At 62.2% G+C, this 24885-nt stretch carries 25 protein-coding genes and 1 pseudogene; 16 read left to right on the top strand and 10 right to left on the bottom strand.

Annotation, left to right across the window (positions count from 1 at the left end; all coding sequences use genetic code 11):
* The first annotated feature begins 30 nt into the window (after positions 1 to 30).
* Positions 31 to 468, top strand: a complete 438-nt coding sequence (locus FS767_RS06175; protein ID WP_144964584.1) for a carboxymuconolactone decarboxylase family protein — start codon at positions 31 to 33, stop codon at positions 466 to 468.
* A 354-nt stretch (positions 469 to 822) separates the two neighbouring features.
* On the opposite strand, the gene FS767_RS06170 is transcribed toward FS767_RS06175, so the two are convergent.
* Entirely contained in the window at positions 823 to 1284 is a 462-nt protein-coding gene (locus FS767_RS06170) for a hypothetical protein (RefSeq protein ID WP_144964583.1), read from the bottom strand.
* Positions 1285 to 1415: 131 nt separating this feature from the next.
* On the opposite strand from FS767_RS06170, the gene FS767_RS06165 reads away from it, so the two are divergent.
* The 4 genes from FS767_RS06165 (at position 1416) to FS767_RS06150 (ending at position 4563) form a co-directional block, all read left to right on the top strand.
* The gene (locus tag FS767_RS06165; protein ID WP_144964582.1) at positions 1416 to 1907 is read left to right on the top strand and encodes a DUF1543 domain-containing protein; all 492 of its coding nucleotides are present in this window, start codon (positions 1416 to 1418) and stop codon (positions 1905 to 1907) included.
* Between the two features lie 35 nt (positions 1908 to 1942).
* Complete coding sequence (locus FS767_RS06160; protein ID WP_058639906.1) at positions 1943 to 2911, top strand: 5'-nucleotidase; 969 nt, start codon at positions 1943 to 1945, stop codon at positions 2909 to 2911.
* A gap of 44 nt (positions 2912 to 2955) precedes the next feature.
* A complete protein-coding gene (locus FS767_RS06155) occupies positions 2956 to 3726 on the top strand; it encodes an SDR family NAD(P)-dependent oxidoreductase (protein WP_144964581.1) in 771 nt (256 codons plus the stop codon).
* Between the two features lie 72 nt (positions 3727 to 3798).
* A complete protein-coding gene (locus FS767_RS06150) occupies positions 3799 to 4563 on the top strand; it encodes a hypothetical protein (protein ID WP_144964580.1) in 765 nt (254 codons plus the stop codon).
* A 52-nt stretch (positions 4564 to 4615) separates the two neighbouring features.
* Here the strand turns inward: FS767_RS06150 and FS767_RS06145 are convergent, their stop codons facing one another.
* On the bottom strand, positions 4616 to 4933 hold the full coding sequence (locus tag FS767_RS06145) for a hypothetical protein (RefSeq protein WP_144964579.1): 318 nt from the start codon (positions 4931 to 4933) through the stop codon (positions 4616 to 4618).
* A gap of 410 nt (positions 4934 to 5343) precedes the next feature.
* Here FS767_RS06145 and FS767_RS23420 point away from each other — a divergent pair.
* Positions 5344 to 5586: pseudogene (locus FS767_RS23420) on the top strand (GNAT family acetyltransferase); the annotation flags it as partial.
* Between the two features lie 221 nt (positions 5587 to 5807).
* Here FS767_RS23420 and FS767_RS06140 read toward each other — a convergent pair.
* Entirely contained in the window at positions 5808 to 6032 is a 225-nt protein-coding gene (locus FS767_RS06140) for a hypothetical protein (protein WP_144964578.1), read from the bottom strand.
* Positions 6033 to 6153: 121 nt separating this feature from the next.
* Positions 6154 to 7215, bottom strand: a complete 1062-nt coding sequence (locus FS767_RS06135) for an aldo/keto reductase (protein WP_144964577.1) — start codon at positions 7213 to 7215, stop codon at positions 6154 to 6156.
* 221 nt (positions 7216 to 7436) lie between these two features.
* Between FS767_RS06135 and FS767_RS06130 the strand changes: the two genes are divergently transcribed.
* Positions 7437 to 7943 (top strand): GNAT family N-acetyltransferase, encoded by a 507-nt coding sequence (locus FS767_RS06130; protein WP_058639928.1) that lies wholly within the window; start codon positions 7437 to 7439, stop codon positions 7941 to 7943.
* 3 nt (positions 7944 to 7946) lie between these two features.
* On the opposite strand, the gene FS767_RS06125 is transcribed toward FS767_RS06130, so the two are convergent.
* Positions 7947 to 8117, bottom strand: coding sequence for a DUF2986 domain-containing protein (locus FS767_RS06125; RefSeq protein ID WP_081322798.1), 171 nt, complete (start codon positions 8115 to 8117; stop codon positions 7947 to 7949).
* Between the two features lie 78 nt (positions 8118 to 8195).
* Here FS767_RS06125 and FS767_RS06120 point away from each other — a divergent pair, with 78 nt between their 5' ends.
* Entirely contained in the window at positions 8196 to 9062 is an 867-nt protein-coding gene (locus FS767_RS06120) for an AraC family transcriptional regulator (RefSeq protein ID WP_144964576.1), read from the top strand.
* Between the two features lie 29 nt (positions 9063 to 9091).
* Positions 9092 to 9478, top strand: a complete 387-nt coding sequence (locus tag FS767_RS06115) for a cupin domain-containing protein (protein WP_100851613.1) — start codon at positions 9092 to 9094, stop codon at positions 9476 to 9478.
* 191 nt (positions 9479 to 9669) lie between these two features.
* Here the strand turns inward: FS767_RS06115 and FS767_RS06110 are convergent, their stop codons facing one another.
* From FS767_RS06110 to FS767_RS06100, 3 genes are all read right to left on the bottom strand, one after another.
* Complete coding sequence (locus FS767_RS06110) at positions 9670 to 11244, bottom strand: aldehyde dehydrogenase (NADP(+)) (RefSeq protein ID WP_144964575.1); 1575 nt, start codon at positions 11242 to 11244, stop codon at positions 9670 to 9672.
* Positions 11245 to 11332: 88 nt separating this feature from the next.
* Positions 11333 to 12322: an AraD1 family protein gene (gene araD1 / locus FS767_RS06105; protein ID WP_144964574.1), complete on the bottom strand. Its 990-nt coding sequence runs from the start codon at positions 12320 to 12322 to the stop codon at positions 11333 to 11335.
* 29 nt (positions 12323 to 12351) lie between these two features.
* Positions 12352 to 13659, bottom strand: a complete 1308-nt coding sequence (locus FS767_RS06100) for an MFS transporter (protein WP_144964573.1) — start codon at positions 13657 to 13659, stop codon at positions 12352 to 12354.
* Positions 13660 to 13843: 184 nt separating this feature from the next.
* On the opposite strand from FS767_RS06100, the gene FS767_RS06095 reads away from it, so the two are divergent.
* The 3 genes from FS767_RS06095 to FS767_RS06085 all read left to right on the top strand — a co-directional run bounded on the left by FS767_RS06095 (position 13844) and on the right by FS767_RS06085 (position 19876).
* A complete protein-coding gene (locus tag FS767_RS06095; protein ID WP_144964572.1) occupies positions 13844 to 15577 on the top strand; it encodes an IlvD/Edd family dehydratase in 1734 nt (577 codons plus the stop codon).
* 230 nt (positions 15578 to 15807) lie between these two features.
* On the top strand, positions 15808 to 16530 hold the full coding sequence (locus tag FS767_RS06090) for a FadR/GntR family transcriptional regulator (protein WP_144964571.1): 723 nt from the start codon (positions 15808 to 15810) through the stop codon (positions 16528 to 16530).
* A 325-nt stretch (positions 16531 to 16855) separates the two neighbouring features.
* A complete protein-coding gene (locus FS767_RS06085) occupies positions 16856 to 19876 on the top strand; it encodes an autotransporter domain-containing protein (RefSeq protein WP_178102717.1) in 3021 nt (1006 codons plus the stop codon).
* A 186-nt stretch (positions 19877 to 20062) separates the two neighbouring features.
* On the opposite strand, the gene FS767_RS06080 is transcribed toward FS767_RS06085, so the two are convergent.
* Positions 20063 to 20776, bottom strand: a complete 714-nt coding sequence (locus FS767_RS06080) for a hypothetical protein (protein ID WP_144964569.1) — start codon at positions 20774 to 20776, stop codon at positions 20063 to 20065.
* 466 nt (positions 20777 to 21242) lie between these two features.
* On the opposite strand from FS767_RS06080, the gene FS767_RS06075 reads away from it, so the two are divergent.
* Positions 21243 to 21485, top strand: coding sequence for a hypothetical protein (locus tag FS767_RS06075; protein ID WP_144964568.1), 243 nt, complete (start codon positions 21243 to 21245; stop codon positions 21483 to 21485).
* Positions 21486 to 21600: 115 nt separating this feature from the next.
* Complete coding sequence (locus FS767_RS06070) at positions 21601 to 21873, top strand: DUF3077 domain-containing protein (RefSeq protein ID WP_058603332.1); 273 nt, start codon at positions 21601 to 21603, stop codon at positions 21871 to 21873.
* A 21-nt stretch (positions 21874 to 21894) separates the two neighbouring features.
* On the opposite strand, the gene FS767_RS06065 is transcribed toward FS767_RS06070, so the two are convergent.
* Entirely contained in the window at positions 21895 to 23073 is a 1179-nt protein-coding gene (locus FS767_RS06065) for a multidrug effflux MFS transporter (protein ID WP_144964567.1), read from the bottom strand.
* 144 nt (positions 23074 to 23217) lie between these two features.
* Here FS767_RS06065 and FS767_RS06060 point away from each other — a divergent pair, with 144 nt between their 5' ends.
* Both FS767_RS06060 and FS767_RS06055 read left to right on the top strand, forming a co-directional pair.
* Positions 23218 to 24087, top strand: a complete 870-nt coding sequence (locus FS767_RS06060) for a LysR family transcriptional regulator (RefSeq protein ID WP_144964566.1) — start codon at positions 23218 to 23220, stop codon at positions 24085 to 24087.
* Positions 24088 to 24253: 166 nt separating this feature from the next.
* Complete coding sequence (locus FS767_RS06055; RefSeq protein ID WP_144964565.1) at positions 24254 to 24664, top strand: VOC family protein; 411 nt, start codon at positions 24254 to 24256, stop codon at positions 24662 to 24664.
* Positions 24665 to 24885 lie beyond the last annotated feature (221 nt).

Raw genomic sequence — 24885 nt, 5'->3', positions numbered from 1 at the left:
CGCCACCCTAAAGCGTTTCTGGAGAGCGCCATGCAACACCGCATCGACTGGTCGAAACAAGCCCCTGACGCCTACAAGGCCATGGTAGCCCTGGAGCAGGCGTTGACCCGCACGGGCCTTGAGCATGACCTGCTTGAACTGGTGCGTTTACGCGCGTCGCAGATCAATGGCTGCGCGTACTGCGTCAATCTGCATGCCAACGACGCGCGCAAGGCCGGCGAGCGCGAGGCGCGCCTGCAGACGTTGTGTGTCTGGCGAGAGACGACCTACTTCACGGGGCGTGAGCGAGCCGCGCTGGCCTGGGTTGAGAGCCTGACCCGGCTGGCCGATCGTGGCGCCCCGCAGGGGGATTATGAGGCGTTGCTTGAGCACTTCGAGCCAGCCGAAGTGGTGAATCTCACGTTGGCTATCGCGACCATCAATGCGTGGAATCGGTTTGGGGTGGGGTTTGCCATGGTTGCGGGTTGAGGGGGTCTGGGAGGCTGGTGTTTAATTCAGTCTTTCTCTGATTGGAGCATCAACATTTAGCTATGCCCTGTGATGAATTGAGGCACATCCCTCGAAGGCTACTCTATACCGGTGTAGGAGCGGCCTCGCCGGGGCGCCGGACCGGCGCGGCCGCGCCTACAATGGCCGTGCGAGGTCTGGGTGAGCGGTGTCACACTTGAGCTGCGAAGTTGAATGCTGGGTTGCTCCGCGGTCCTTTGCAACACACCGCTGACCCCTCAGCGTGATGCGGTAATACCCTGGTGCGGCAAGAAGGATGCCCTCGCTCCGAACCCAGACACTTGCGCGTTGCGCACAACCAGTCATGCCACCGCGTCACCCCCCTGCCACTCGCCCTGCCATTTTCACCAACGCCTGCCTCAAACTGGGCAAATCACTGTACCGCTGCTCGGCCATCACTTTGCCGTCTTGAACCTCCAGCCATTGCACCGATTCGCGGTCCCCGCCGTAGCCCTTGGCCACCTCCCCGTCCCGATCCAGTAAGATCCGGTAATTGGCCGAGCGCATGGCAGGTACCATCACCGCTGCCACCATGCTGGGCATCTTCTCGATGTCCGCGACAAAGACTACGCCCCGCGCTTCAAGATAGCCCTCTGGCGTATGCTCGACCGCATTGTTGACCAACCGTGCAGTGGCCATGCTGCGCGCAACCATGACCACGCGGGTCTTGGCGTCCAACGTGAACGCCTGGTCGAACTGGTCATTCAAGGTCCAGTGCTCGGCGGCTTGCACCAGGGGTGCACAGAGCATCGCCAGGAACAGAAAAGGAGTGCGCATCTTGCTATCTCGCAGTCAAAGGTTCGCCCACACTAGCCGTCTTGTGCTCAGGCGCCAAGCACTGCGCTTGAAGCCGCCTGCAGATGCTGCAAAATGACGCCCTGCGATGACCGGTTCAACAAGGAAACCTGATGCTCTATATCGTCATGCTGGGGGGACGCCACGCAGGGGCCAAGATCGAGGTCCACGACATGGTGTTCGCCCAGGCACCCAGCTTGCAACAGGCCTACCCGCAGCTGCGCGACGCATGGTTCGGCAGCCAGCAGGGGCTGCACATCGATGCCTGGCTGGAAGTCGACGGCGTGGATGGCATGCGGGTGGAGTTGCACCCCCACCCGGCAAAACGTGGTGCGCTGCGCCTGTACTTCATCAACCTGGGCGGCTACGAACGCGGCGTGTTCGGCGAAGCGCACCGCTACGTGCTGGTCAGCGCCCGCAACAAGTCCGATGCCAAGGCATTGGGCAAGCAACACATGCAAACCGGCTGGCTCAAGCCGCATACCGATGCCGTGCTGAGCGTGGACGACTGCCTGGCCATCGACTGCGTAGACGGGTTGTACGTGCACCTGGTCGAAGGGCCGCACAAACCTGTCGTTTCGCGTAACGACTATATTCCCCTCTGACTTTGCGCCTCTGCCGGGGCCGTAGGGAGTCTCCCATGCCTTACCCCATCGAACAGAAACTGGTGATTGGCGTTGCCTCCAGTGCGCTGTTCGACCTGACCGTCTCGGACGACATCTACACCCAGGACGGCGTCGAAGCGTACCGACGGCACCAGGAACAGAACCTGGATGAGCCTTTCCCCAAAGGCGTGGCGTTTCCGTTTATCCGTCGTTTTTTGCGTATCAACCAGGCATTCCCCGAGCAGCTGCCCGTCGAGGTGGTGTTGCTATCGCGTAATTCGCCGGAAACAGGCCTGCGGGTATTTCGCTCGATCAACCACTACGGCCTGGACATCACCCGCGCCGCGTTCATGTCGGGTCGATCACCGTACGAGTACATACCAGCGTTCAACGCATCGCTGTTTCTAAGCGCTAACGAAGAGGACGTACAGAAAGCCATCGACGCCAATTACCCCGCAGGCCGTGTTCTGCCGACACGCATCTACGATGATGAAATCGATACCGAGCTGCGCGTGGCGTTCGACTTCGATGGCGTGATCGCCGACGACGAAGCCGAAAGCGTCTACAAGCGTGGCAACAGCCTGGATGAGTTCCAGGCCCACGAGCAGGCACACCAGCGCGTTCCCCATACACCCGGGCCCCTGGCCGACCTGTACCGCAAACTGTCGCTGATTCGCACCCTCGAAGACCGCAAGCTCGAAGATGACCCCCACTACAAGCGCATCCTGCGCATCGCCATCGTGACGGCGCGCAATGCACCTTCCCATGAGCGGGTGGTGACGACTCTAAAAGATTGGGGCGTATCGCCCGACGAATGTTTCTTTCTGGGTGGCATGGAGAAACCGCGCGTCTTGTCGATTCTCAAGCCCCACGTCTTCTTTGATGACCAGCGCAGCCACCTGCACTCGCCTGCGGGCGATTTGCCGATGGTGCACGTGCCGTTTGGGGTGGCGAACCGGATACCAACGGCTGAACCTCATGTCGATGGAAATTCGGATGACTGAGGCGGTCTACCCATTACCGAAACGATGGCCAGAGTGTGCTTGTCATGAGTCTCATACCAGGATTGGACGATAAAGCCTGCGTACTGATCTGCGGGGCCAGCCGTGGAATCGGGCTCGCGCTGTGCAACGCGCTGGCGAGGCGCGAAGACGTCGATCAGCTGATCGCTGTATCGCGCCACGCCACGCAGAACCCGGCATTGAGGGCGCTGGCCGACGCTCATCCGAATCGTGTACTGCTAGTGGACTGCGACGCGCGCGAGGAGGCCAGCCTGGCCGCCATGGCCGCGCAAGCCGGCGAGCGATGTGCGCACTTGCACGTTGTCATCAGTACCTTGGGGATCCTGCACCAGGAAAACGCCAAGGCCGAAAAGTCTCTGGCGCAGTTGGACCTTGCCAGTTTGCACGCGAGCTTCACCACCAACGCCTTCGCCCCGACTCTGCTGCTCAAGCACCTGCTGCCTCTGCTGCGCAAGCAACCTGCAACCTTCGCTGCACTGTCCGCCCGCGTGGGCTCTATCAGCGACAACCGTCTGGGGGGTTGGTACAGCTACCGGGCCAGCAAGTCGGCGCTCAATCAGTTGCTGCACACAGCCAGTATCGAACTCAAGCGCCTGAACCCGAATGCGACTGTTCTGGCCCTGCACCCGGGCACCACGGACACGGAACTCTCCAAGCCATTCCAGGGCAATGTGCCTGAGGGCAAACTGTTCGAGACGACGTTTGCCGCGCAGTGCATCGTGGAACTGATCGGGCGTCTCGGGCCGAACGTTACGGGTAGCTTCTGGGGCTGGGACGGTCGCAACATCCCTTGGTAGGCATCAGTGGCGGGCACCCGGGCATTCAACAGGGTAAAGTCGGCACTGTCTTGAGAGCCGGAACGCGCCGCGATGACCTTGTTCTACCTGAAACTTGCCATTACCCCTTTGCTGATGTGGGCCATTTCTCTCGCTTCCAGGCGCTGGGGCGGGCTGCTAGGGGGACTGCTGGCGGGCATGCCCATTACCTCGGGGCTGGTGATGACCTTCCTGAGCCTGGAGCAAGGGACGGACTTTGCCCTGAACGCCGTGCCTGGTGCACTCGGGGGGCTGGCAGCCGTGCTCGCTACCTACGCGTTCTACCTGTATGCCACACGCAGGCTCGCCATCGGGGCTGCTGCGGGCCTGGCGATCGTCTTTTACGGCTTGGTCGCCTATGTGCTTACGCATTGGGGCCATTTGTACGTGTCGATAGGGGTGGCGCTGGGGCTGATCGTACTGCTGATTATCGCCAGCGGACGCGAACCCAAGACTGAGACCCTGGCACGTGTACGGCATCGTTACTGGGAAATCCCCTTGCGCATGGTCTCGGCAACGGCGTTGCTGATGATCACTACGCACCTGGCCGCCTGGCTTGGGCCCCAGACGAGCGGCATGCTCGCGCCAATCCCGGTCATCGCGTGGCCTTTGATGGTATTTGCCCATGTTCAGAATGGGCGCGCGGGTATGGCGGCCATGGTGCGCGGCAATGCCATTGGCGCAGTGGGTGTGCTGGCGTTCTACCTGATGTTGTCGGGTCTGATGAGGGCTCTGGGGGTCATGCCGACCATCGTGCTGGCCATGGTCACGGCGGTTGTGTTGACGGTAGTGCTGGCAGGCTTGCTGCGCCGCCGCTAGCGTTGCCCAAAGGCGCTGTGGACAGCCCCAGCGCCTCGGGTTCAAGCCAGTGTCACGGATGTTCTTGCGAAACAGAGTTGTTGGCTTGCACGTCCTTCATGTCTTCCTCAAGCGCTGCATCCCCTGCGCCAGGGTCTTCATGGGTGCGTGCGGTTCCATTGTCACGTGGTACTTGACTGTCCTGGTCGGAGCCTGGGTTCCCTGGGGGTGGATTCCAGTCCTCCGGACGCTCGCCGCCTGCCTTGCCGGCGCCTTGCTTGGGCTCGGAAGGGGTCTGCTCAAGGCCTGAACCATGACCCTCACTAGTGTCCGGGCTGTTCTGCGCCGGGCCTGGGTAGGGTGCTGCAGGACCATTATTATCGATTGGCATACGCATTCTCCTGATTGAGGCGCTGAAATAGCATGAGTCTGGTCAGAGCTGTTGCCGCCGGCACCTTCGCCAAGGCGGCGAGGAATGGCTGAAAACTGAACAACGCCTGTTATTCTCGGGGCGTATTCTCATCCATGGGGGGCTGCTCGGTATCCTCCCAGTCACCACCCTCCTCTTCGTTCATGAGCGGATCATCGTCAGGATCGGGTATGGTCGGGTTATCGGGGTTTACCGACGGGTCCGGTGAGACGGGCATATCGTCGTCAGCGCCGTCCTGTGCCATGGGGTCTCTGTTCATTGCCGCGTACCTCGAAAGAATGGAAGAGGCCTACATGCGTTCGAGGACAGTGGGGGCGCAGGCGTTCGATCGGGTTAAAGCCCGTCTGTCGCAATCGAGGGAGACAAGGATGATGGCAAGTGTGATCAGAGCGGCGACCGTCCTGGACGCAGAAGGCATCAGCCGGGTGATCCTGGCTGCCCTGCGCCACAGCAACGCAGCAGACTATGACGCCGCCACACTGGCGCGCGTGGCGCGTTCCTTCACACCCCAAGCGGTGGTTGCATTGCTGGGCAGGCGGGTTGTATGGGTGGCTATGGAAGACGGCCTCGTCGTCGCAACGGCAAGCCTTGAGAAGGATGTGGTGAGGAGTGTAAGCGGCTGCCTAATACCGCCTCTGAAGGCTAGCCGATGTCCGGGTAGGAGCGGTCTTGTACCGCGATGGGCCGCGCAGCGGCCCCGGCAATCTCAGTTGCGGAGCTGAAATCCTGGGGCTGCTGCGCAGCCCATCGCGGTACAAGACCGCTCCTACGCGAGACTCGCTAGCTCGCGAAGGCGGCGCAAGACAGTGCCACCTAGCGCCCACCAGTGAGCAACCTAGACCACCACGATATCCGTCAACCCCAGCACCTGGGCTTGCGCCAGAATTTCATCGGGCGTGGCATCGGCTGCGGGCATCACCAGGCTGTTCTCGCCGTCGCCGAAATGCAGCACGATCAGGTGCAACGCCGCTTCGTGCAGGGCCAGGCCACGCTGGTCCAACTCGAAGGTGTGGTCGGTCGAATTGCCATTGAGCGAGTAGCGAACAGTGAAGGCGTGCATGAGCACCTCGGTCTAGGTTGGGAACTCATTACTTGACCGGCGAGACAGGAAATAATTCACACCACCACCAAGATCGTCTCGCCAGGCGGGCAAGACGACCTGGTATCAGGCGGCGCAGGTTTTACTTCATGGTCTCTCGGTACAGCTCGATGAACGGCGCTTCAGCCGGATCGATGCGGTCCATGCCGGCGGCAATGCGGTGCCAGTAGGGATACTGCGGCGCGATGCGGGTGGCCTGTTCGATCTGCTTCAGGTCCTCTTGCGTCAACACCAGGTCTGCCGCCTGCAAATTGTCTTGCAGCTGATCGAGGGTGCGGCCAGCGGTAATCACGCTGGTAATGCCCGGGCGATCCTTGAGCCAGGCCAGGCAGACGCGTGAAGGCGAGCAACCGTGGCGTTCGCCGACCGCTATCAAGGTCTCGATGATGTCGTAGGCGCGCTCACGATCATGCACATAGGGTTCCGGCCAGTCGTTACCCTGACGAGTGCCCTTGGGCGTCTGCTGGCCACGACGGACCTTGCCAGTCAACAGCCCTTCACCCAACGGCCCCCAGACCAGCGTGGCAAAGCCCTGGTCAATCGCCATCGGCAGCAACTCGTACTCGGCCTCGCGCGATTCAGGCGTGTAGTAGATCTGCTGGGAAACGGGCTGTTGCCAGCCGTTCAATTGCGCGCTGCCCAAGGTTTTCATCATTTGCCAGGCGGTGTAGTTGGACGTGCCGAAGTAACGGATCTTGCCGCTTTGCACCAGGTGATCCAGTGCTGCCAGGGTCTCCTCCACTGGCGTGATGCCGTCCCAGTTGTGGATCTGGTACAGGTCGATATGGTCGGTGCCCAGGCGCTTCAAGCTGGCCTCGCACGCGCGAATCAGATGGTAGCGCGAGGCGCCGCTGTCATTGGGATTGTCGCTCATCGGGCTGCGCGCCTTGCTGGCCAGGATGATCGAGTGGCGACGCTCGCCCAGGGCCTTGCCGACAATTTCCTCAGCCAGCCCATGTGAATACAGGTCGGCGGTATCGACCAGGTTGACCCCGGCGTCGAACGCAGCTGCGAACATGCGCTTGGCCAGGTCCACATCGACGCTGCCGGTCTTCTCGAACGAGCCTCGCCCGCCAAAAGGCACGGTGCCAATGACCAGCTCCGAAACCAGCAAGCCGGTGTTGCCGAGTGCGCGATATTTCATGGAAACCTCCATAGCAAAAGACTAGAAATACCGACGTACCTGCGCGCTGAAACGTTCAATCGGAAGCTTTCGGCGGCGTTCCATATAAAACCAGCGGTGGCACCAACTACAGTCAAAGGCTTGCCAACGCACCATGCCCGTCGTGGCTCTATGCGTAGGTGGCAAAGGCGTTACGCCACAGGCATGCTGGCAAGCTGTTCAACGGACGACGCGAGATGACGATGCAATCCCCCTGCACCACGTACTACCTAGAAATGACCTCGCCAGAGCAACTGGTAGAAAAACCCCAGCGCCCGGATTTGCACATCGTCGAATGCGAGGTGCCACAACCGGCCTTCAACCGCTTTCTCTACGCGTTGGTCGGCACGCCCTGGTCCTGGGGTGACCTGGACGCGTGGAGCGAGGCGCAGTGGCAGGCGCAGGTTGAGCAGGAAGCTCACCGCACCTGGGTGGCTTACCACCGGGGCGCCATCGCCGGGTATTACGAGCTGTATCGCCCTGACGGGCGTAACGCCGAAATCCGTTACTTCGGCTTGGCCCCGCAGTTTCTGGGCGCAGGCTTTGGCGGCCCGCTGTTGAGCCAGGCGGTGCGTTGTGCCTGGGCGTGGCCCGGTACGCAGCGTGTATGGGTGCATACCTGCACCCTGGATCACCCTGCCGCGCTGGGCAATTACCAAGCGCGCGGCTTCAAGATCTACAAGCAGGAACAAACCCCGTCAGAAGCCTGAGGCTCAGGCCTGAGGTTCGGGTTGCACTGCGCCGTCTGCGGCCGTTTGCAGCGCCAGCTTCTCGCGATCGGCCTTGCTGATGTACTTGGGTTTGGTGCTGCGCGGCGCCAGCTTGGCGCTGGCCTTCTTGGCGTGCGCCTTGAGCAGTTGCTTGATTTTCTTCTGACGGTTCATGGTGGGTTCTGGTGAGGAGGAATGGGGCCTATGATAGCGCGTTGTCTTTCCTTTCCGTGAACCGCCGGGGCCTGTGCCATGAAACGTTCGCCCAGCATGCCCCCGGTTTCCGACTGGGTCATCCGCAGCACGCAGCCTGGCGCCATCGAGCGGATCGAGGCGTGGTTCGGTAGCCATGGCTATGATCCCCATCGGCACGACACCTACTCCATCGGCCGTACCTTGGCCGGGGTTCAGAGTTTTCATTACAAAGGCGCGTTGCGCCACGGCATGCCGGGCAACACGCTGGTGCTGCACCCCGATGAGTTGCACGACGGCATGGCCGGCACCGAGACGGGTTTCCGTTACCGCATGGCCTACATCGACCCTGCGCTGATTCAGGCCGCATTGGGCGGCCAGCCGCTACCGTTCGTGCCCGGTGGGCTCTCCAGTGACCCGCGCCTTTTTCATGCCAGCGAAACGTTCGTTCAGGCAGTGGACCACCCTCTGGAAAGGCTGGAGGAGCAAGACGCTGTCTACGACCTGGCCATGGCGTTGCGCGCTGTCGCGGGCAAACCACGCGGGCGCAAGCGCCTGGACTACCGGTCCGCCGAGCGCGCCAAGGCGTTCATTCTGGAGCACCTTCACCTGGGCATTACCCTGGAGATGCTCGAACGCGCCAGCGGCCGTGAGCAATGGAGCTTGTCCCGGGACTTCCGGGCCTTGTACGGCACCAGCCCCTATCGCTTCGTCACCCTCCGGCGGCTGGACAATGTGCGACGGCTTTTGCTCGATGGCTTCACGCTGGTCGACGCAGCCCTGGCGGCAGGCTTTCATGATCAGAGCCACATGACCCGACACTTCACCCGCAGTTATGGGGTGCCGCCGCTACGCTGGCTTGAACGCCTGCGGCCAGGCCAGCAACGTGCAGGATCGTACAAGCCTGCAGACACCGAGCTGCAATAGGCTGCGTGCTCCAACCAGGAGTAACCACCATGTTCGAATCCAATCAGCACATCCAGCCGCACCCTGTGAACCTGAACCAGAAGGCGTCGATGATCGACAGTCAGTGGAGCCCCAGGGTAGTTGCACAGATGAACGACTATCAGTTCAAGGTCGTGCGCATCGAGGGGGAATTCATCTGGCATGCGCACCCGGAAACCGATGAAGCCTTTCTGGTGCTCGAAGGCACGCTGCGCATCGATCTGCCGCAACGCAGCGTCCATGTAGCGCCCGGCGAGTTGTTCGTGGTACCCCGGGGTGTACAGCATCGCACGGCAGCCGAGGGCGAGGCCAAGCTGCTGATGATCGAGCCGTGTGGCGTCCTCAACACTGGCCATGAGGGCGGTGAGCGCACGGCGCCTAACGATCTGTGGATCTAGCCATCCAGATACTGCGCTTTGTCAAAGCCTCAAGGCAGGCCTGGACGCTCAATAGATCCCCAAATCGGTCAAGAGCCTCATTCACTGCCTGACACTCAGCAGTCTTCAGTGACTACTTGGGACTTCCACCGCTGATAGCCGCCTGACCTTCACCAGGCGGCACGTGCTCCGGTGCCAGAACCGTCAAGCCTTCATACAAGCGCCTCGCGGCTATGCTGGCCGTCGATCAGGCGCAGCAGGCCCAGCGGGTTGGCGTCTTTGAGGGCGTCGGGCAGTAGCGCGTCGGGGTAGTCCTGGAAGCAGACTGGGCGCAGGAAACGGTCGATCGCCAGGGTCCCGACGGATGTACCGCGCGCATCGGATGTGGCGGGGTACGGCCCGCCGTGCACCATCGCCTCGCACACTTCGACGCCAGTGGGGTAGCCATTGACCAGCAAGCGCCCGGCCTTGCGTTGCAACACCGGTACCAGCGCGGCGAAGCGCCGGAAGTCTTCAGGCTCAGCGATCAGCGTGGCCGTCAGCTGCCCCTGCAACGCTTCGAGGGCCCGGCGCAGTTCGGCTTCGTCAGCCACTTCGATGGCGACCGTGGTAGGCCCGAACACTTCTTCCTGAAGGACTTCATCGCCCTGCAACAAGAGGCTCGCCTGCGCCATGAACAGCTGGGGCTGGGCTTGGTTGCCCCCCTGTGTGGACCCGGCCAGGTGGCGTATCCCTGGGTGCTGGTGCAGGCGCTGCACGCCGGCGCAATAGCTGCGCAGGGTACCGGCATTGAGCATGGTCTGGCCAGGCTGGTCAGCCAGGTGCGCGCCTAACTGCGCCAGGAAGTCGCTGAAGGCTTCGCCAGCGATACCGATGACCAGCCCCGGGTTGGTGCAAAACTGACCACACCCCATCACCACCGAATTGGCCAGCTCCCGGGCGATCTGCGGGCCTCGCGCTTGCAGCGCACCTGGCAGCACCAGCACCGGGTTGATGCTGCTCATTTCGGCAAACACCGGAATCGGCTGCGCGCGAGCGGCCGCCATGTCGCACAGGGCCCGTCCACCTTTGAGCGAGCCCGTAAAGCCCACGGCTTGAATCATCGGATGCCGCACCAAGGCTTCACCTACCCCCGCGCCGTAGATCATGTTGAACACGCCAGCAGGCATGCCGGTCGCTACAGCGGCCCGTTCGATGGCTTCACCCACCTGCTCGGCCGTAGCCATGTGCCCGCTGTGCGCCTTGATCACCACCGGGCACCCTGCCGCCAGCGCAGCGGCGGTGTCGCCACCGGCCGTGGAGAAGGCCAAGGGGAAATTGCTGGCGCCGAACACCGCCACCGGGCCCAGGCCGGTGCGATATTGACGCAGGTCAGGCCGTGGCAGCGGCTGGCGCTGGGGTTGCGCGCGATCGATGCGGGCGCCCAGGAAGTCGCCGCGCCGCAGCACCTTGGCAAATTGGCGCATCTGGTTGCTGGTGCGGGCACGCTCCCCCTGGATGCGCCCCGCTGGCAGGGCAGTTTCTCGGCAGACGGTGGCGATGAAGGTATCGTCCAATGCATCGAGCTGATCGGCGATAGCGTCTAGAAACTGCGCGCGGCGCTCAGGTGCCAGGGCACTGTATGCGGGGAAGGCGGCTTCGGCGGCCTGGGCTGCGGCGTCCACTTCCTCGGGGGTTGCCTGGCTGAAGGTGACCGGCAGGGCCTCCCCCGTGCAGGCATCGAGGCTTTGCAGGCGCACACTGCCAGCGGCGCTGCGTTGGCCGCCAATGAAATTGCTTCCAGTCATGATGGACTCCTGAACTAAGAGATTGAAGTTGCCGCACCTGACCGCTTCCCAGGGCACGGGGCACGTGCCCTGACGGCCAGAGGTGGGCTTAGAGGCTTTTCACGCTCCCTGGCTGCACCTGCTTCGCCGCTGGCGCAATGCCGTTGCGCAGCGGCTCGCCGAAGGCTGGCAGGCTGATTTCGAAGGTATCGCCAGGCTGCGCCTGGATGCCGTCGGCGAACGACAGCGTCGCAGTGCCGAAGTAGTGCACATGAATATCGCCAGGTCGCAGGAACTGGTCGTATTTGAAGTGATGGAACTCCAGGTTCTCGAAGCTATGGCACATGTTCTGCTCACCCGACAGGAAGGGTTGGCTCCATACCGGTTGGCCATCACGCAGGATGCGGCTGGTGCCCTCCAGGTGCCCTGGCAGCGCACCGAGCCGCAGCTCCGGTCCGAAACTGCAGGCGCGCAGCTTCGAGTGGGCCAGATAAAGGTAGTTACGCCGCTCCATCACATGGTCGGAGAACTCGTTGCCCAGCGCGTAGCCCAAGCGGTACGGCGTGCCATCAGGGCCGATCAGGTACAGGCCGACCAACTCCGGCTCCTCGCCTGCATCCTCGGCAAACGCCGGCAGCGGCAGGTCTGCCCCAGGGCGCACAACGATGGCGCCATCGCCCTTGTAGAACCATTCCGGTTGTGCACCCACCTGCCCTGCTGGTGGCCGGCCGCCTTCCATGCCCCACTGGAACATGCGCATGCTGTCGGTCACGGCGTCCTGGGCCTGTTGTTGATGCATCTTGTCGCGCGTGGCGGCGCTACCCAGATGGGTCAGGCCAGTGCCGGTCACCAGGCAATGGGCCGGGTCGGGGTGATCCAGCGGCGGTAGCACCCGGCCCTCGGCCAACAGCGTTTGATAATCGTGACGCTCGCCCAGGCCCACTACCTGCACGTGATCGGCCAGGGTCAGGCCAGCGGCGATGGCCTGCAGGGCCAGCTCGCGGGTGGTGTCGATGCCACACACGCGCAAGACGTAGTCACCTTCCACCACGCCGACATGGCGCTCGCCGGTGGCGGTTTCAAATTGGATCAGTCGCATGGTCGTACTCGCTTGTCGGTTGCGAAAAATTATCGGGAGGCGCCAGCCACCTGGGTGGATGCATCACGCTGTCGACGCTCCAGGCGGGCGTAGACAATTCCGGTAAGCAGCACCCCGAACACGGTGACCAAGGCCAGGAAATACAGCCCGGACGACAGGTGCCCCGTGTGTTCTTTCAAGGCGCCGATGCCAAATGGGCCCAGGTAGCCGCCCAGGTTGCCGATCGAGTTGATCAGGGCGATGCCGGCCGCGGCGCTGGCCCCGGAGAAAAACCGCCCAGGCAGGGTCCAGAAGATCGCCGTGCACGAGAACAAGGCGAACGCCACCAGGCATAACGCCGCCAGTTGCAAGGCCGGCACGCTCAACCAGGCACTGAGAAACAGCCCCACTGCGGCCAGGGCGTACAGCAGACCCAGATGACCGTAACGGTCATTGAGGCGGTCCGAGCTGCGTGGCACGACCAGCAAACCAATGATGCCGAACAGGTAGGGCACCGCCGACACGAAGCCGGTGACCAGGTCGCTGCCGCCGAACTGGTGGATCAAGGTGGGCAGCCACAACCCAAGGCCGTAGATGCTCAGGGTCATGGGCAGGTAGAACAACGCCAACAGCAGCACCCGGCTGTCTTTGAGTGCATGCAACGGGTTGCCGTGGCGGGTCTGGCCGTATTCACGCAGGTCATTGGCCAGCTGCTCCTGCAACCAGGTGCGTTGCGCGTCGCTGAGCCAGCGCACCTTGGCCGGGCCATCTGGCAACAGGCGCAGGGTGGGCCAGGCCAACAGCACCGCAGGGGTCCCGATGCAGATGAACAGCCATTGCCAGCCGTGCAGGCCATAGGTGCCGTCCAGGCCCAGCAATGCGCCGGAAAGCGGCCCTGTGACCAGCATCGCCAACGGTTGGGAAAGAATGAACAAGCCCAGGATTTTGCCGCGATGCCGCACCGGGTACCACTGGGTGATGTAGTACAGCACCCCCGGGAAGAAACCCGCCTCGGCTGCCCCTAGCAGAAAGCGCATCACATAGAAGCCGTTCGGCCCGGTCACGAATGCCATGCCAATGGTGATGGCGCCCCACGTGAGCAGGATGCGCGCGAACCAGCGGCGTGCGCCAAAGCGGTCCAGCAGCAGGTTGCTCGGCACTTCGAACAGAAAATAGCCGATGAAGAACAACCCGGCGCCCAGGCCATAGGCCGCGTCGCCCAGGCCAATGTCGGCGCCCATGTGCAGCTTGGCAAAGCCGACCGCCGAGCGATCGACATAAGCCACCAGGTACAACAGAACCAGAAAAGGGATGAGCTTGAGTGTGATCAGGCGGACGAGCCGCTGCTCCTGAATCATGGCGATGTCTCCAATTGTTCTTGTAATGGGTACAACACCAGGCCGAGGTTTTTTGGCAGACCGCTGACCTAGGAAATCGATCATATAGTATTACTATTTAAAACAACAACCCTTCACAGGTTGGTTTTTTGACGATACATTGAGCACCATAACGATAAATAGTAATACTAATAAGGTGTTCATCATGTCCGATAGCAAGCCGTCGCTGCGCTCCGCCCAATGGTTCGGTACCGCCGACAAGAACGGGTTCATGTACCGCAGCTGGATGAAGAACCAAGGCATTCCGGACCACGAGTTCCAGGGCAAACCGATTATCGGCATCTGCAACACCTGGTCGGAGCTGACCCCGTGCAACGCGCATTTCCGCAAGATCGCCGAGCACGTCAAGAAAGGCGTGCTGGAAGCAGGCGGCTTCCCGGTGGAATTCCCGGTGTTCTCCAGCGGCGAATCCAACCTGCGCCCCACGGCCATGCTCACGCGCAACCTGGCGAGCATGGATGTGGAAGAAGCCATTCGCGGGAACCCGGTCGATGCCGTGGTACTGCTGACCGGTTGCGACAAGACCACGCCTGCGTTGCTGATGGGCGCTGCCAGCTGCGACGTTCCGGCCATCGTGGTGACCGGCGGGCCAATGCTCAACGGCAAGCACAAAGGCAAGGATATTGGCGCCGGCACTATCGTGTGGCAGATGCATGAGGCCTATAAGGCCGGCCACATCGACCTGAACGAATTCCTCTCCGCCGAGGCGGGCATGTCGCGCTCAGCCGGCACCTGCAACACCATGGGTACGGCTTCGACCATGGCCTGCATGGCTGAGGCGCTGGGCACCTCGCTGCCGCACAATGCCGCCATCCCTGCCGTGGACGCACGCCGTTACGTGTTGGCGCACTTGTCGGGTATGCGCATCGTCGACATGGTGCGCGAAGACTTGCGACTGTCGAAAATCCTCACCCGCGAAGCCTTCGAAAATGCCATCCGGGTGAACGCCGCCATTGGCGGCTCGACCAACGCGGTGATTCACCTCAAGGCCATTGCCGGACGCATTGGCGTCGACCTGCAACTGGAGGACTGGACGCGGGTGGGACGTGGTACGCCGACGCTGGTCGACCTGCAACCTTCGGGGCGTTTCCTGATGGAGGAGTTCTATTACGCGGGCGGTCTGCCGGCCGTGATCCGGCGCTTGGGGGAGCATGGTTTGTTGCCCAACCCGAGTGCGCTGACCGCAAACGGCAAGAGCCTGTGGGACAACTGCCACACCGCACCACTTTATGATGAGGAAGTCATCCGCCCGCTGGACAAACCGCTAGTTGCCGACGGCGGTATCTGTATCCTGCGGGGCAACCTGGCGCCCAAGGGCGCAGTGCTCAAGCCATCGGCGGCCACCCCGGCGCTGATGCAGCATCGGGGGCGCGCCGTGGTCTTCGAGCACTTCGAAGACTACAAGGCCCGCATCAACGACCCGGACCTTGATGTGGACGCCAACTCGATCCTGGTGATGAAGTATTGCGGACCCAAGGGTTATCCCGGCATGGCCGAGGTGGGCAACATGGGGCTGCCGGCCAAGTTGCTTGCCCAGGGTGTAACCGACATGGTGCGCATCTCCGACGCGCGCATGAGTGGCACGGCCTATGGGACCGTGGTGCTGCACGTTGCGCCGGAAGCAGCCGCAGGTGGGCCCCTGGCCGTGGTACGCGAAGGGGACTGGATCGAACTGGACTGCCAGCAAGGCCGCTTGCACCTGGACATCGACGAGCAGGAACTGGCCGGTCGCCTGGCGGATCTGCAGCCACCGCCACAGCTGATCACCGGGGGGTATGCCAAGCTCTACCTGGACCATGTGATGCAGGCCGATGAGGGCTGCGACTTCGACTTTCTCGTCGGCTGCCGCGGGGCGGCGGTGCCTAAGCACTCTCACTAGCCCAGAGGACATCACGCTAAGCGGGACCGTGACTGGCTGAACGGCACAAGGGCGCTGATGCCGCTTGCCGCTTGAACGCCGTGGAGCTGTCTATGCACCGAGAGCTCCGCGCCCGCCAGAGAGCCGAGGCCCGCCAGCCCCCTCTGTCCGCCATCAAGGCGCTGCAAAACAGCCCTGCATCCATCAGTGCTATGATGCGAGCCCCGCCAGAAGGACCTCGCACACCCCTCATGAATTACCGCCAGCCCTCAACGCGCAAGAGCATGCACGCGACCTTGGTCCAGGACCTGGGCCTGCAGATTGTGTCCGGTCAACTCGCCCCAGGGCAGAAGCTGCCGTCCGAGGCAAGCCTGTGCGAAACCTACGCGATCAGTCGGCCGGTGTTTCGTGAGGCCATGCGTGCCCTGACGGCCAAGGGCCTGGTCGAAGCGCGCCCCCGGGTCGGCACCCTGGTCAGGCCGCGCCATGACTGGCACATGCTCGACCCCGATGTGCTGCACTGGCTGATGCAGGCAACGCCGCAACAGGAGTTCTTCAACACCCTGTCCAGCGTACGCTGGGTCATAGAGCCTGCTGCTGCTGCCCTGGCAGCCACCAGTGCCACGCCAGAGGACGTGGCGTCGATCGGCGAGGCCTACCAGCGAATGGAAGCGGCGCGCACGCCAGACGAGCGGCTGCAGCCAGACCTGGACTTTCACGCCCGTATCGCCGATGCCACCCACAATGACCTGCTCGCCTACCTGTGCAACATGCTGTCGATGGCGTTGCGCGAATCGGTGCGCTTTTCCAACCAGCGTCCGAATTTCGATGAGCTCGCCCTCCCCCGGCACAAAGCCATTTTGACGGCTATCCAGAACGGCGACGCCCTCGGCGCCCGGCATGCCTCCCTGGTGCAGCTCGAAGATGCCCGCCTGGCGCTGAGCAAGGTACTGGGGCAAGACCCGGCGAGCTGAGCGCCAATAAACATAACCACAAGGCCATCATTGGCGTAACAGCCTTTGAACGTGGCGAATCGGCCACTTGTGACTTCGAAGTGTGCAGTACGTCACGTTGGCCGCTCCACTAGCACATCCGTACTATTTCTCCGTCTTGGGTCGCTCCCGATACTCCCCCTGTTAACCGCCGTACACAGGAACGCCAAGCCCTTGGGGCGCGGTGGCCACGCTGGTGGCATCTCATGGAGTCTCCGGAGTCGTTATGAACCCCTTATTCAAGTTATCCCCCCTCACCTTCGCGATCACGCTCGCCATGGCCCCCGGCGCGTACGCAGCCGACTACGTGCTCGACAGCGGTCAGGACACGTTCAGCAGCGACCGAGGCATTGATGGCGCTGTGGTGCTGCGCCCCAGCAACGGCACGCCGTCCACCCTTACCCTCAACAATGGCGCCCAGGTCACCAGCTTCGGCGGCCGGATCGGTGGATCGTCCACCAACGACGCTGCCAGTACGGCCATGGCCACGGTCGTCGTACAGGGCCCTGGTACACGTTGGAACGTGCCACGCACCGGCGCAGTGCTGGGCAACACCATCGTGATCGGCGGCGCCGGGCAAGGTACCCTCAACGTGCTTGGCGGCGGGCAGGTGTCGGTCCGGGACCTGCAGTTGAGCGACAATGGCAATGCCGGCAACGCACTGTCCCGGGCCAACCTGCTGGTCAGCGGCCAGGGCTCGAAGGTGGACACGGTCAACGTCACCTCGGGGGGCGTGTTCCTGTACGACTCGCGCATCAACCTCAAGGATGGCGGGCAACTGGTCAGTGAGCGTGTGGCCATCAACTCGATCAGCGAACTGTCGGGCGCTGGCACTCGCTGGGACAACACCGGCACCTTCAGAAACCGCAACGACCTGAGCCTGAGCGACGGCGCCGTGTTGACCAGCGACTCCATGGCGCTGGGCTCGGCCAATGTCAGCCGCAACACCCAGGTCAATGTCTCCGGTGAAGGCACCCGCCTGGCCACGCGTGCCATGACACTGGGCACCACGACTTCCAGCACCATCCTGACCTTGTCCAACGGCGCCGAGCTGAGCAGCACCGACGGGATCGACATCAGCGAGCTGACCAGCATCAACTCCGCCGCCCGTGGCACGCTCAGCATCGGTGGCGCCGTCGTGCGGGACGATGCGCGTACCGACATCGATGCCATCAGCGCCGGTACCGCCCAGGCGGCGGGCCGCCTCGACCCGCAAACCGCCATTCGCTTCGGCGCCGGCAGCGGTGCGCTGGCGTTCAACCACACCGACAGCAACCTGCAAGTGAACAACCGCATCAGTGGCGCTGGCCGTGTGTACGCGTTCAGCGGCGACACCACCTTGGGCGGCGACCTGACCGGCCTTTCGGGGAGCATGGTGGTACGTGGCGGGCGGTTGGTACTGGGCGGCGACGTGGACCAGACCAACCCACGAGGCACATCATTGCTGAGCGTGGGCAACGGCACCTTGGTGGTCAACGGCACCGTTGGGCATACCGACGCTTCAGGCAACTACAGCAACCGTGCCCAAGTCTTGGCCGGTGGCGTGCTGGCGGGTAACGGGCAGGTCGGGAGCACGCAAGTGGCCTCGGGCGGTACGCTGTCGCCAGGTGAAGCAGCACTGGGCACCTTGAACATCAAGGGCGACCTGGACATGGCAGAAGGCTCCAGGTACGCCGCCGATATTGCTGGCAATGGCGGCTCGGACCGCGTCAACGTGAGCGGCAGCGCCACCTTGCGCGGTACGCGTGTGGACGTGACCACCCTCAACGACGCTCAAAGCTACCAGACTGGGCAAACCTACACCCTGCTGGCTGCACAGGGCGGCGTGGTGGAGGGCGCAGCGGCAGGTACCGCGTATGCGCAAGCGTTTACCAACTCGGCATTTCTCAATGTCAGCCTGCAGCGCACCGCCAATGAGCTGAACCTGACCATTGCGCAGAAAGGCACTACACCGCCTGTTGAACCACCCGTGGAGCCGCCTGTAGAGCCTCCCGTGGAGCCGCCGGTACAGCCGCCTGTAGAGCCCCCGGTGCAGCCGCCCGTGCAGCCGCCGGTCGAGCCGCCTGTTGAACCCCCGGTGCAGCCGCCTGTAGAACCGCCTGTCGAGCCCCCGGTACAGCCGCCGGTCGAGCCCCCAGTAGAACCACCGGTACAGCCACCCGTTCAGCCGCCGGTGCAACCGCCAACCACAGGCAGCCCGGGCATCTTCCAGACTGTGGCGCTCACACAGAACCAGTGGAATACGGCGGGCGCCCTGAGTGCATTGCAACAGAGCGGCGATCCGCTGCGCCTGTACAACAACTTGCTGGTACTGGATGCAGCCAATGCCCGCGATGCCATCGACCAACTGTCCGGTGATTACCACAGCAGTACGGGCACCGCGCTCATTGCCAACAGTCAAGTCGTGTCGGGCGTGCTCGGCACCCGCGTACGCGGCCTGCTGGACACCAACACCGTGCGCATGCCGCCAGGGGCATCGAACCTGATGCCGGCCACCCCCGAGGCGCAAGGCGGCGCGTGGGCGCAAGTGTTCGGCAATTGGTCGAAGCTCGATGGCAACAGCGGCGCCAGCGGCCTGCACCAACGCACCGGTGGTGTGCTGATCGGCGCGGACGGCAGCATTACCCAGGACTGGCGTGCCGGCGTGTACGGCGGTTACAGCCGCTCCAAGTTCGATGCCGATGACCGCGATGCCAAGGGCCACAGTGACAACTATCACCTGGGCCTGTACACCGGCGCCCAGATCGACGCGCTGCGCCTGAGTGCAGATGTGGGCTACACCTGGCACAAGCTCGACAGCAGCCGCAACGTGGCGTTTGCCGGTTACAGCGACCACCTCAAGGGCAAGCGCGACGCCAATACGCTGCAAGCCAGTGGCGAGGCGGCCTACCGCATCGGCCTGGGCGCGGTGGCGTTGGAGCCGTTCGTAGGGGTGTCCTACGTGAACTACGACGCCGACCGTTTCCGCGAAAAGGGCGGCGCAGCGGCGCTGAACGTATCGAGCGAGAAACAGGACACCTGGTTCTCCACGGTCGGCATGCGGGCTTCGACCCACACACGTGTGGCCAATCACGATACGCAGCTGTTCGGCTCGCTGGGCTGGCGCCGGGCCTACGGCGACCTGGACCCACGCAATGAGCAGGCGTTTGCCGGTGGACCGAACTTCGAGGTGCAAGGGATTGCGCAGACGCGAAACGTGGCACTCACTGAAGTGGGGGCAAAGGTACAGCTGAACCGTCAGACTGATGTAGGGCTGTCGTATCAAGGGCAGTTTGGCTCTGATACACGGTTCCATTCGGTCAATGCAGGCATCACGGTTCGCTTCTGAGGGGTGGCGGGGGCACAGCCCCTGCCGGCTATAGTGACTGCTACATCCGGGGCTGCATGGCAACCCCGGATGGGTTACGACCGCGCCTGCACCAGCTCAATCCCGCCATTTTGCCGGGACGCCAGCCCCTAACGGCACAATGCCGCCTCAAATCGCTGGGTCACGTTACATCCGACCCACGTCCGCTCAGGGCCGCATCAGCGGCTCGATCCCAATCCACTTCTTGACCGGGTGATAGCACAGCTGCAACGGTGGAATGGCGACGTCCTGGCCCTGCACCTGCAGATTACCCAGGTGAATGGTCCACTTGGACTCGGCGTCGAACTTGTCCGTCGGGAAAATCACATATACGGACCCGTAGCGCTTGTTGTTGGTGATCTTCGGAATGTTGCTGTGCACTTCGTCGGCGTTGATGTCATACGGCGAAGGCCGCGCCTGCTGTGGCGAAAATGCGGGATAGTCGTACACCGGGCCACCCAGATAAAGCTCGGGCCTGGCATTCAATCGCGAACCGTCATTGAGGGTAACGAACGCCTGGCGGCTGTCATAGAGGATCGGTATCGGCGCGGCCCCGCGTGTAGCTCCGGACGCCGGCCGCTGACGCCCCTCGTTGTATGCGATCAGTTGTACATAGAATTCCGGTCGTGGGTAGGTTTCCCCCGGGTACTGTACATGCAGCACCTGCTTGAAGGGTTCGTCGCGCCAGCGCGCGCGGTAGTCATAAAGGTAGGTTTCGAGGTGGATGGGGCCGCCGTTTGGCAGGCCTGCGACCTGGAATTCGTGCTTCGTTTCGCAAAGATCTGCGTACGCTGCGCGCTCCCGTTTCCACGGCACACAGGCAGTAAACGAGGCTGCACAAAAAATGATAAGGAGTGAAGGTATGCGCTTGTGATAAGTCATGACCGGCCCTGGTCTGGAGTGATAGTGGTTTCAGGTACTGACTCGTGGTCCATGTTGCCCCTATGCGAACCTACCAAGGTATTGGACAAAGGTGGACGTGCCAGGTGCGTGCGTTCAATCATCGCAGGCGTCGTTTCGGTGACGGTGCAGCGAGCGCATTGCGAAAAAATCAGATTTAAGCCCTTCCCTGTAGGCCATTTCCCAAAGATACTCGTTGCCCCCATTTTTTGTTGCACATGAACGGTGTGAATTCTAGTCTCGCCAGGTCGCTGCCAATTCAGCGACCGGTTTTGACAGATCGCTGACGTTGCCTTCAGGTGCACACTTTCTATGGTGGCTGTACGTGTGGGCACCCCTGTGGTGCGCCGAGTGCCAACGTCTCGGTCTGTCAACCCGCGTACAGCTGCCACCCTATTGTTTGACAGCAACAGTGAGGCGGCTCCACTTCCTACGTTGGAGTTGAACCATGCTCAAGATCGTCCCCGATCCCCCTTCCCACAATGCCTGCCTAGAAGACATTTTGATCCAGGCCACCGAGTACGCTACGTGCGCGGCCGCAGTAGTGCAACAGGCCTTGTCACTGGGTTCCAGGTCGCCCTCTTCGGTGCTGATGCTGACCTCTCTGCATGAGCTCGAAACGCTGAAAGCTCTGCTCGAGTCTGCGGTAGCGCATGTCCAAGTGCGTCCGAAGCATCCGATCTGCCATTGACCCGTAGCTGTTGAAAAACCCGCTCGTATGGCGAACCGTCTGCTCCCCCCACCGGGTGCGGGTTCGCCGGCGATGTGGCTCGCCCAAGCACCGCACCCTCGTGGGGAAAACGAAGATGTCTGGAGAAGAAACCAAGTTCACCGTTGGCCAAACCACCTTCTATCAGGGCACCGACCAAACAAGCCCTCTCTTTCGTATCGAGCCCGGTATACCCTGTGAGATGGCCCGCGAGCAGGCTTCGGAGCTGATGGGTTACGCTCGGGACATGACCCTTGACGGCCTGATGGAAAACAAACAGCACTTGATCTGGGCTTCGCACTACCTCTGCGCGATGGCCAAGGCTTTGCTGGACGACGCGCAATTGGGCGAAGCGCTGGGCCAGCATTAAGCGCGCAGGCCCGCCCGAACGCTACCCTGGCTGCGCCGGTTGCTTGCGAAAGAGCGACGGCATGCAAGCAAACAATGCCAAACAGCTCAACACCGCCACCGCCCCGGCGAGCACACCGAAACCTGTGCCCAATACCGCGCTCACACCCATCGCCACAACGGCTGCGCTGCCAATCTGGCAAAACCCCACCAACCCCGAAGCGGTGGCTGCATGCCCATGTTCACCGGCGATAGCACCTGAGATTGCCAGTGAAAGCGATGACCCATTGGCCAGGCTGACCAGGCACATAGGCAGCACCACGGCCGTAACGCTGCGCCACCCCATGGCGTACGCCAGGAGAAACGCCATGGCCCCTAGTACGAAGCAGGTGATGCCGATCGCAACAATCCGGTCGTAAGGTAAGCGGTCAAGCAGCCGCCGGGCCAACAGGTTAGCCCCGATGATACCCAAGGTAAGCGGCACATACAGCCAACCGCTTTGCGCCTCGCTCAAGCCTGCTTGTACGAAAAGGAATGGCGACTGCGTCAGATAAACGAACCAGGCACAATAGATTGAACACACCACTAACGTGTAGCGGCAAAAGCTGCGGTCACCCAGCACACGGCTAAAACCCGCAAAGGGGGCGTTCCTGGTCCGCGCCGCGACCGGTAGCGTTTCAGGTATTACAAACAGCGCCAAAAGCAGCGCTACCGCCCCGAATGCTGCGACGAGCAGAAAGTCGGCTCGCCAGCCGAATGCGACGGCCAAGTGCCCACCGATTGCCGGGGCCAAGGCCGGCGAGAGTGATACGAGGGGGTAAATCACGGCATAGACTTTCGCCGAGGTTCGCTTGTCGCAGGTGTCGGCGATCAACGCACGTCCAATCACCAGCCCCGCCGCCGCGCCCACCGCTTCCACCATGCGCCACGCGATGAAGCCCATGTAGCTGCTGGACAGCGCGCAGCCCACGGAGCCCAGTAGATAGAGAACGCCACCGGCAAGCAGCACCGGCTTGCGTCCTTGTCGGTCTGACATTGGGCCATAAGCCAACTGCGCAAAGGCCAGTGCCAGCAGATAGAACGAGACGGTTTGCGGCATTTGCCCATTGGCAATGCCAAATTCAGTGGCCATGCCGGGCATCGCGGGTAGATAGATATCCGAGGCGACGAGGCCGAAGGCGCTCAGCATGGCGACTGTCAGGATGAAGGATAAGCGAGGCATTGTGCTCCCGGGCATCCGGCTTGGGCCGGCTGCATGATCGAAAGGTGAACGAAGCCCGCTATGTTAGGTAGCTAGCATCAATGCGAAAATGCATGTAATCGCAGCCCAGGGCTGCATATTTGCATTTTCAGGAAGCGTGCCACGATGAATTGGGATGACGTACGTATCTTCCTCGCAGTGCACCGTGCCGGCACTCTGCGGGCTGCAGCCACGGCGTTGGGCATCGACCAGACCACGGTCAGTCGGCGGCTGGCGGGGCTTGAGCAAACCCTGGGCAGTCGGCTGTTTCTTCGCAGCACCGGAGGGCTGGCGTTGACCACCACTGGGCAACAGCTCGTACAAAAGGCTGAAGAGATGGAGCGGATGGCCGTCTCCTTCGAGCGCCAGGGTGAAGGTAGCGACCCTCATCCGTCGGGTGAGGTACGCGTCACCACTACCGATGCGCTGGCCGTTGATTTCGTCATACCCGCGATCAAGCAACTGCGGGCCACTCATCCTGAGGTGCGGGTCATTCTGACCACGACTACCCGACTACTGGACCTGGGGCGCAGGGAGGCCGATGTGGCCGTGCGCACGGTACGCCCGGAACAACCCGACCTGATCGTACGACGGCTGGCTCACTGGACTGTCGGACTGTACGCGACACAGCGCTACCTTCAATTGCGTGGGGAGCCAGAACCAGGCAGCGCCCTGCTGGGGCATGACATCGCCCTCTACCAGAAAGGTGTAACCAAGCGTCAGGATGACACGCTGGCAGGAGAACCCAGATCTGCAGGCCGTGTTGTCGCCGAGCTGGACTCGAGCCTGATGCTGGCAACCTTCGTACGCGCCGGCTTGGCCCTCGGTGAGTTGCCGGAATACATGGCTCAGCGAGATGCCAGTTTGGTGCGAATTTGGCCTGATCGTAAGCGGGCCACGCCATATGAAGCCTGGCTTGTGCTTCATCGGGACCTGGCGCACACGGCAAGGGTGAGGGTTGTAGTGGACGCAATCGTTGCGGCATTTGCCAAATGAGGGCCACATGAGCGCTGCTTGCCTCTACACCGCATCACCAGCGAGACTGAAGCTATCTGGAGCCGGACACCGTGGGCGCTGAGTCTGGCTGGATGAGTGACGGCATTGCGTTTCTCAGATGAGCTGTGTGTAACTGCTGTCGACCAACACATTTTCTGGAGTGTTTATGTTCAGCCACATTCAGCTAGGTGCTCGGGACCTGCCGGCCATGATCAGGTTCTACGATGCCGTACTTGCCACCCTAGGGCTTGTCCGCATGCCCGACAACCATGATGGCGGCCCCTGCGGCGCTGGATGGCAACGTCCGAACAGGGAGTGGCCGCAGTTCTATGTGCAACTGCCATTCAACGGACTGCCTGCAACATGGGGAAACGGCGTGCAAATAAGCTTTGCCGCCGACTCACAGGATCAGGTGCAAGCGGCATGGCGCATAGCGTTGGCAATGGGTGCTCAGGATGAGGGCGCACCTGGGTTGAGGCCGCAGTATGCGCGGGATTATTACGGTGCGTATTGCAGGGATATTGAAGGGAACAAACTTAGCTTTGTGCATGCCGCTGGCGTAACGTCGCAAACGTGATTAACAGGACGAATTCTCCACATTGCTAGTGCTAGATGTGGCTTTTTTTGAGAGACTCCATTTCTACGCGTCCCGCCAGTAAACGCCGGTACCCCGTTCCCCTTCCCTTTCGCACTGACCAGACTACAGACCAAGACGCTGTGGCCGTTGGGAGATTCGTTTGCGCAATGATTCCGAGCACCCGGCCAGCGATGACCGCCTCCACCACGTGCTCAATGCCA

Origin of the sequence: Pseudomonas sp. DE0010, assembly GCF_007680745.1 — a bacterium.
GTDB classification, from domain to species: domain Bacteria; phylum Pseudomonadota; class Gammaproteobacteria; order Pseudomonadales; family Pseudomonadaceae; genus Aquipseudomonas; species Aquipseudomonas parafulva_B.
This window is presented reverse-complemented; position numbering and strand designations above follow the sequence as displayed.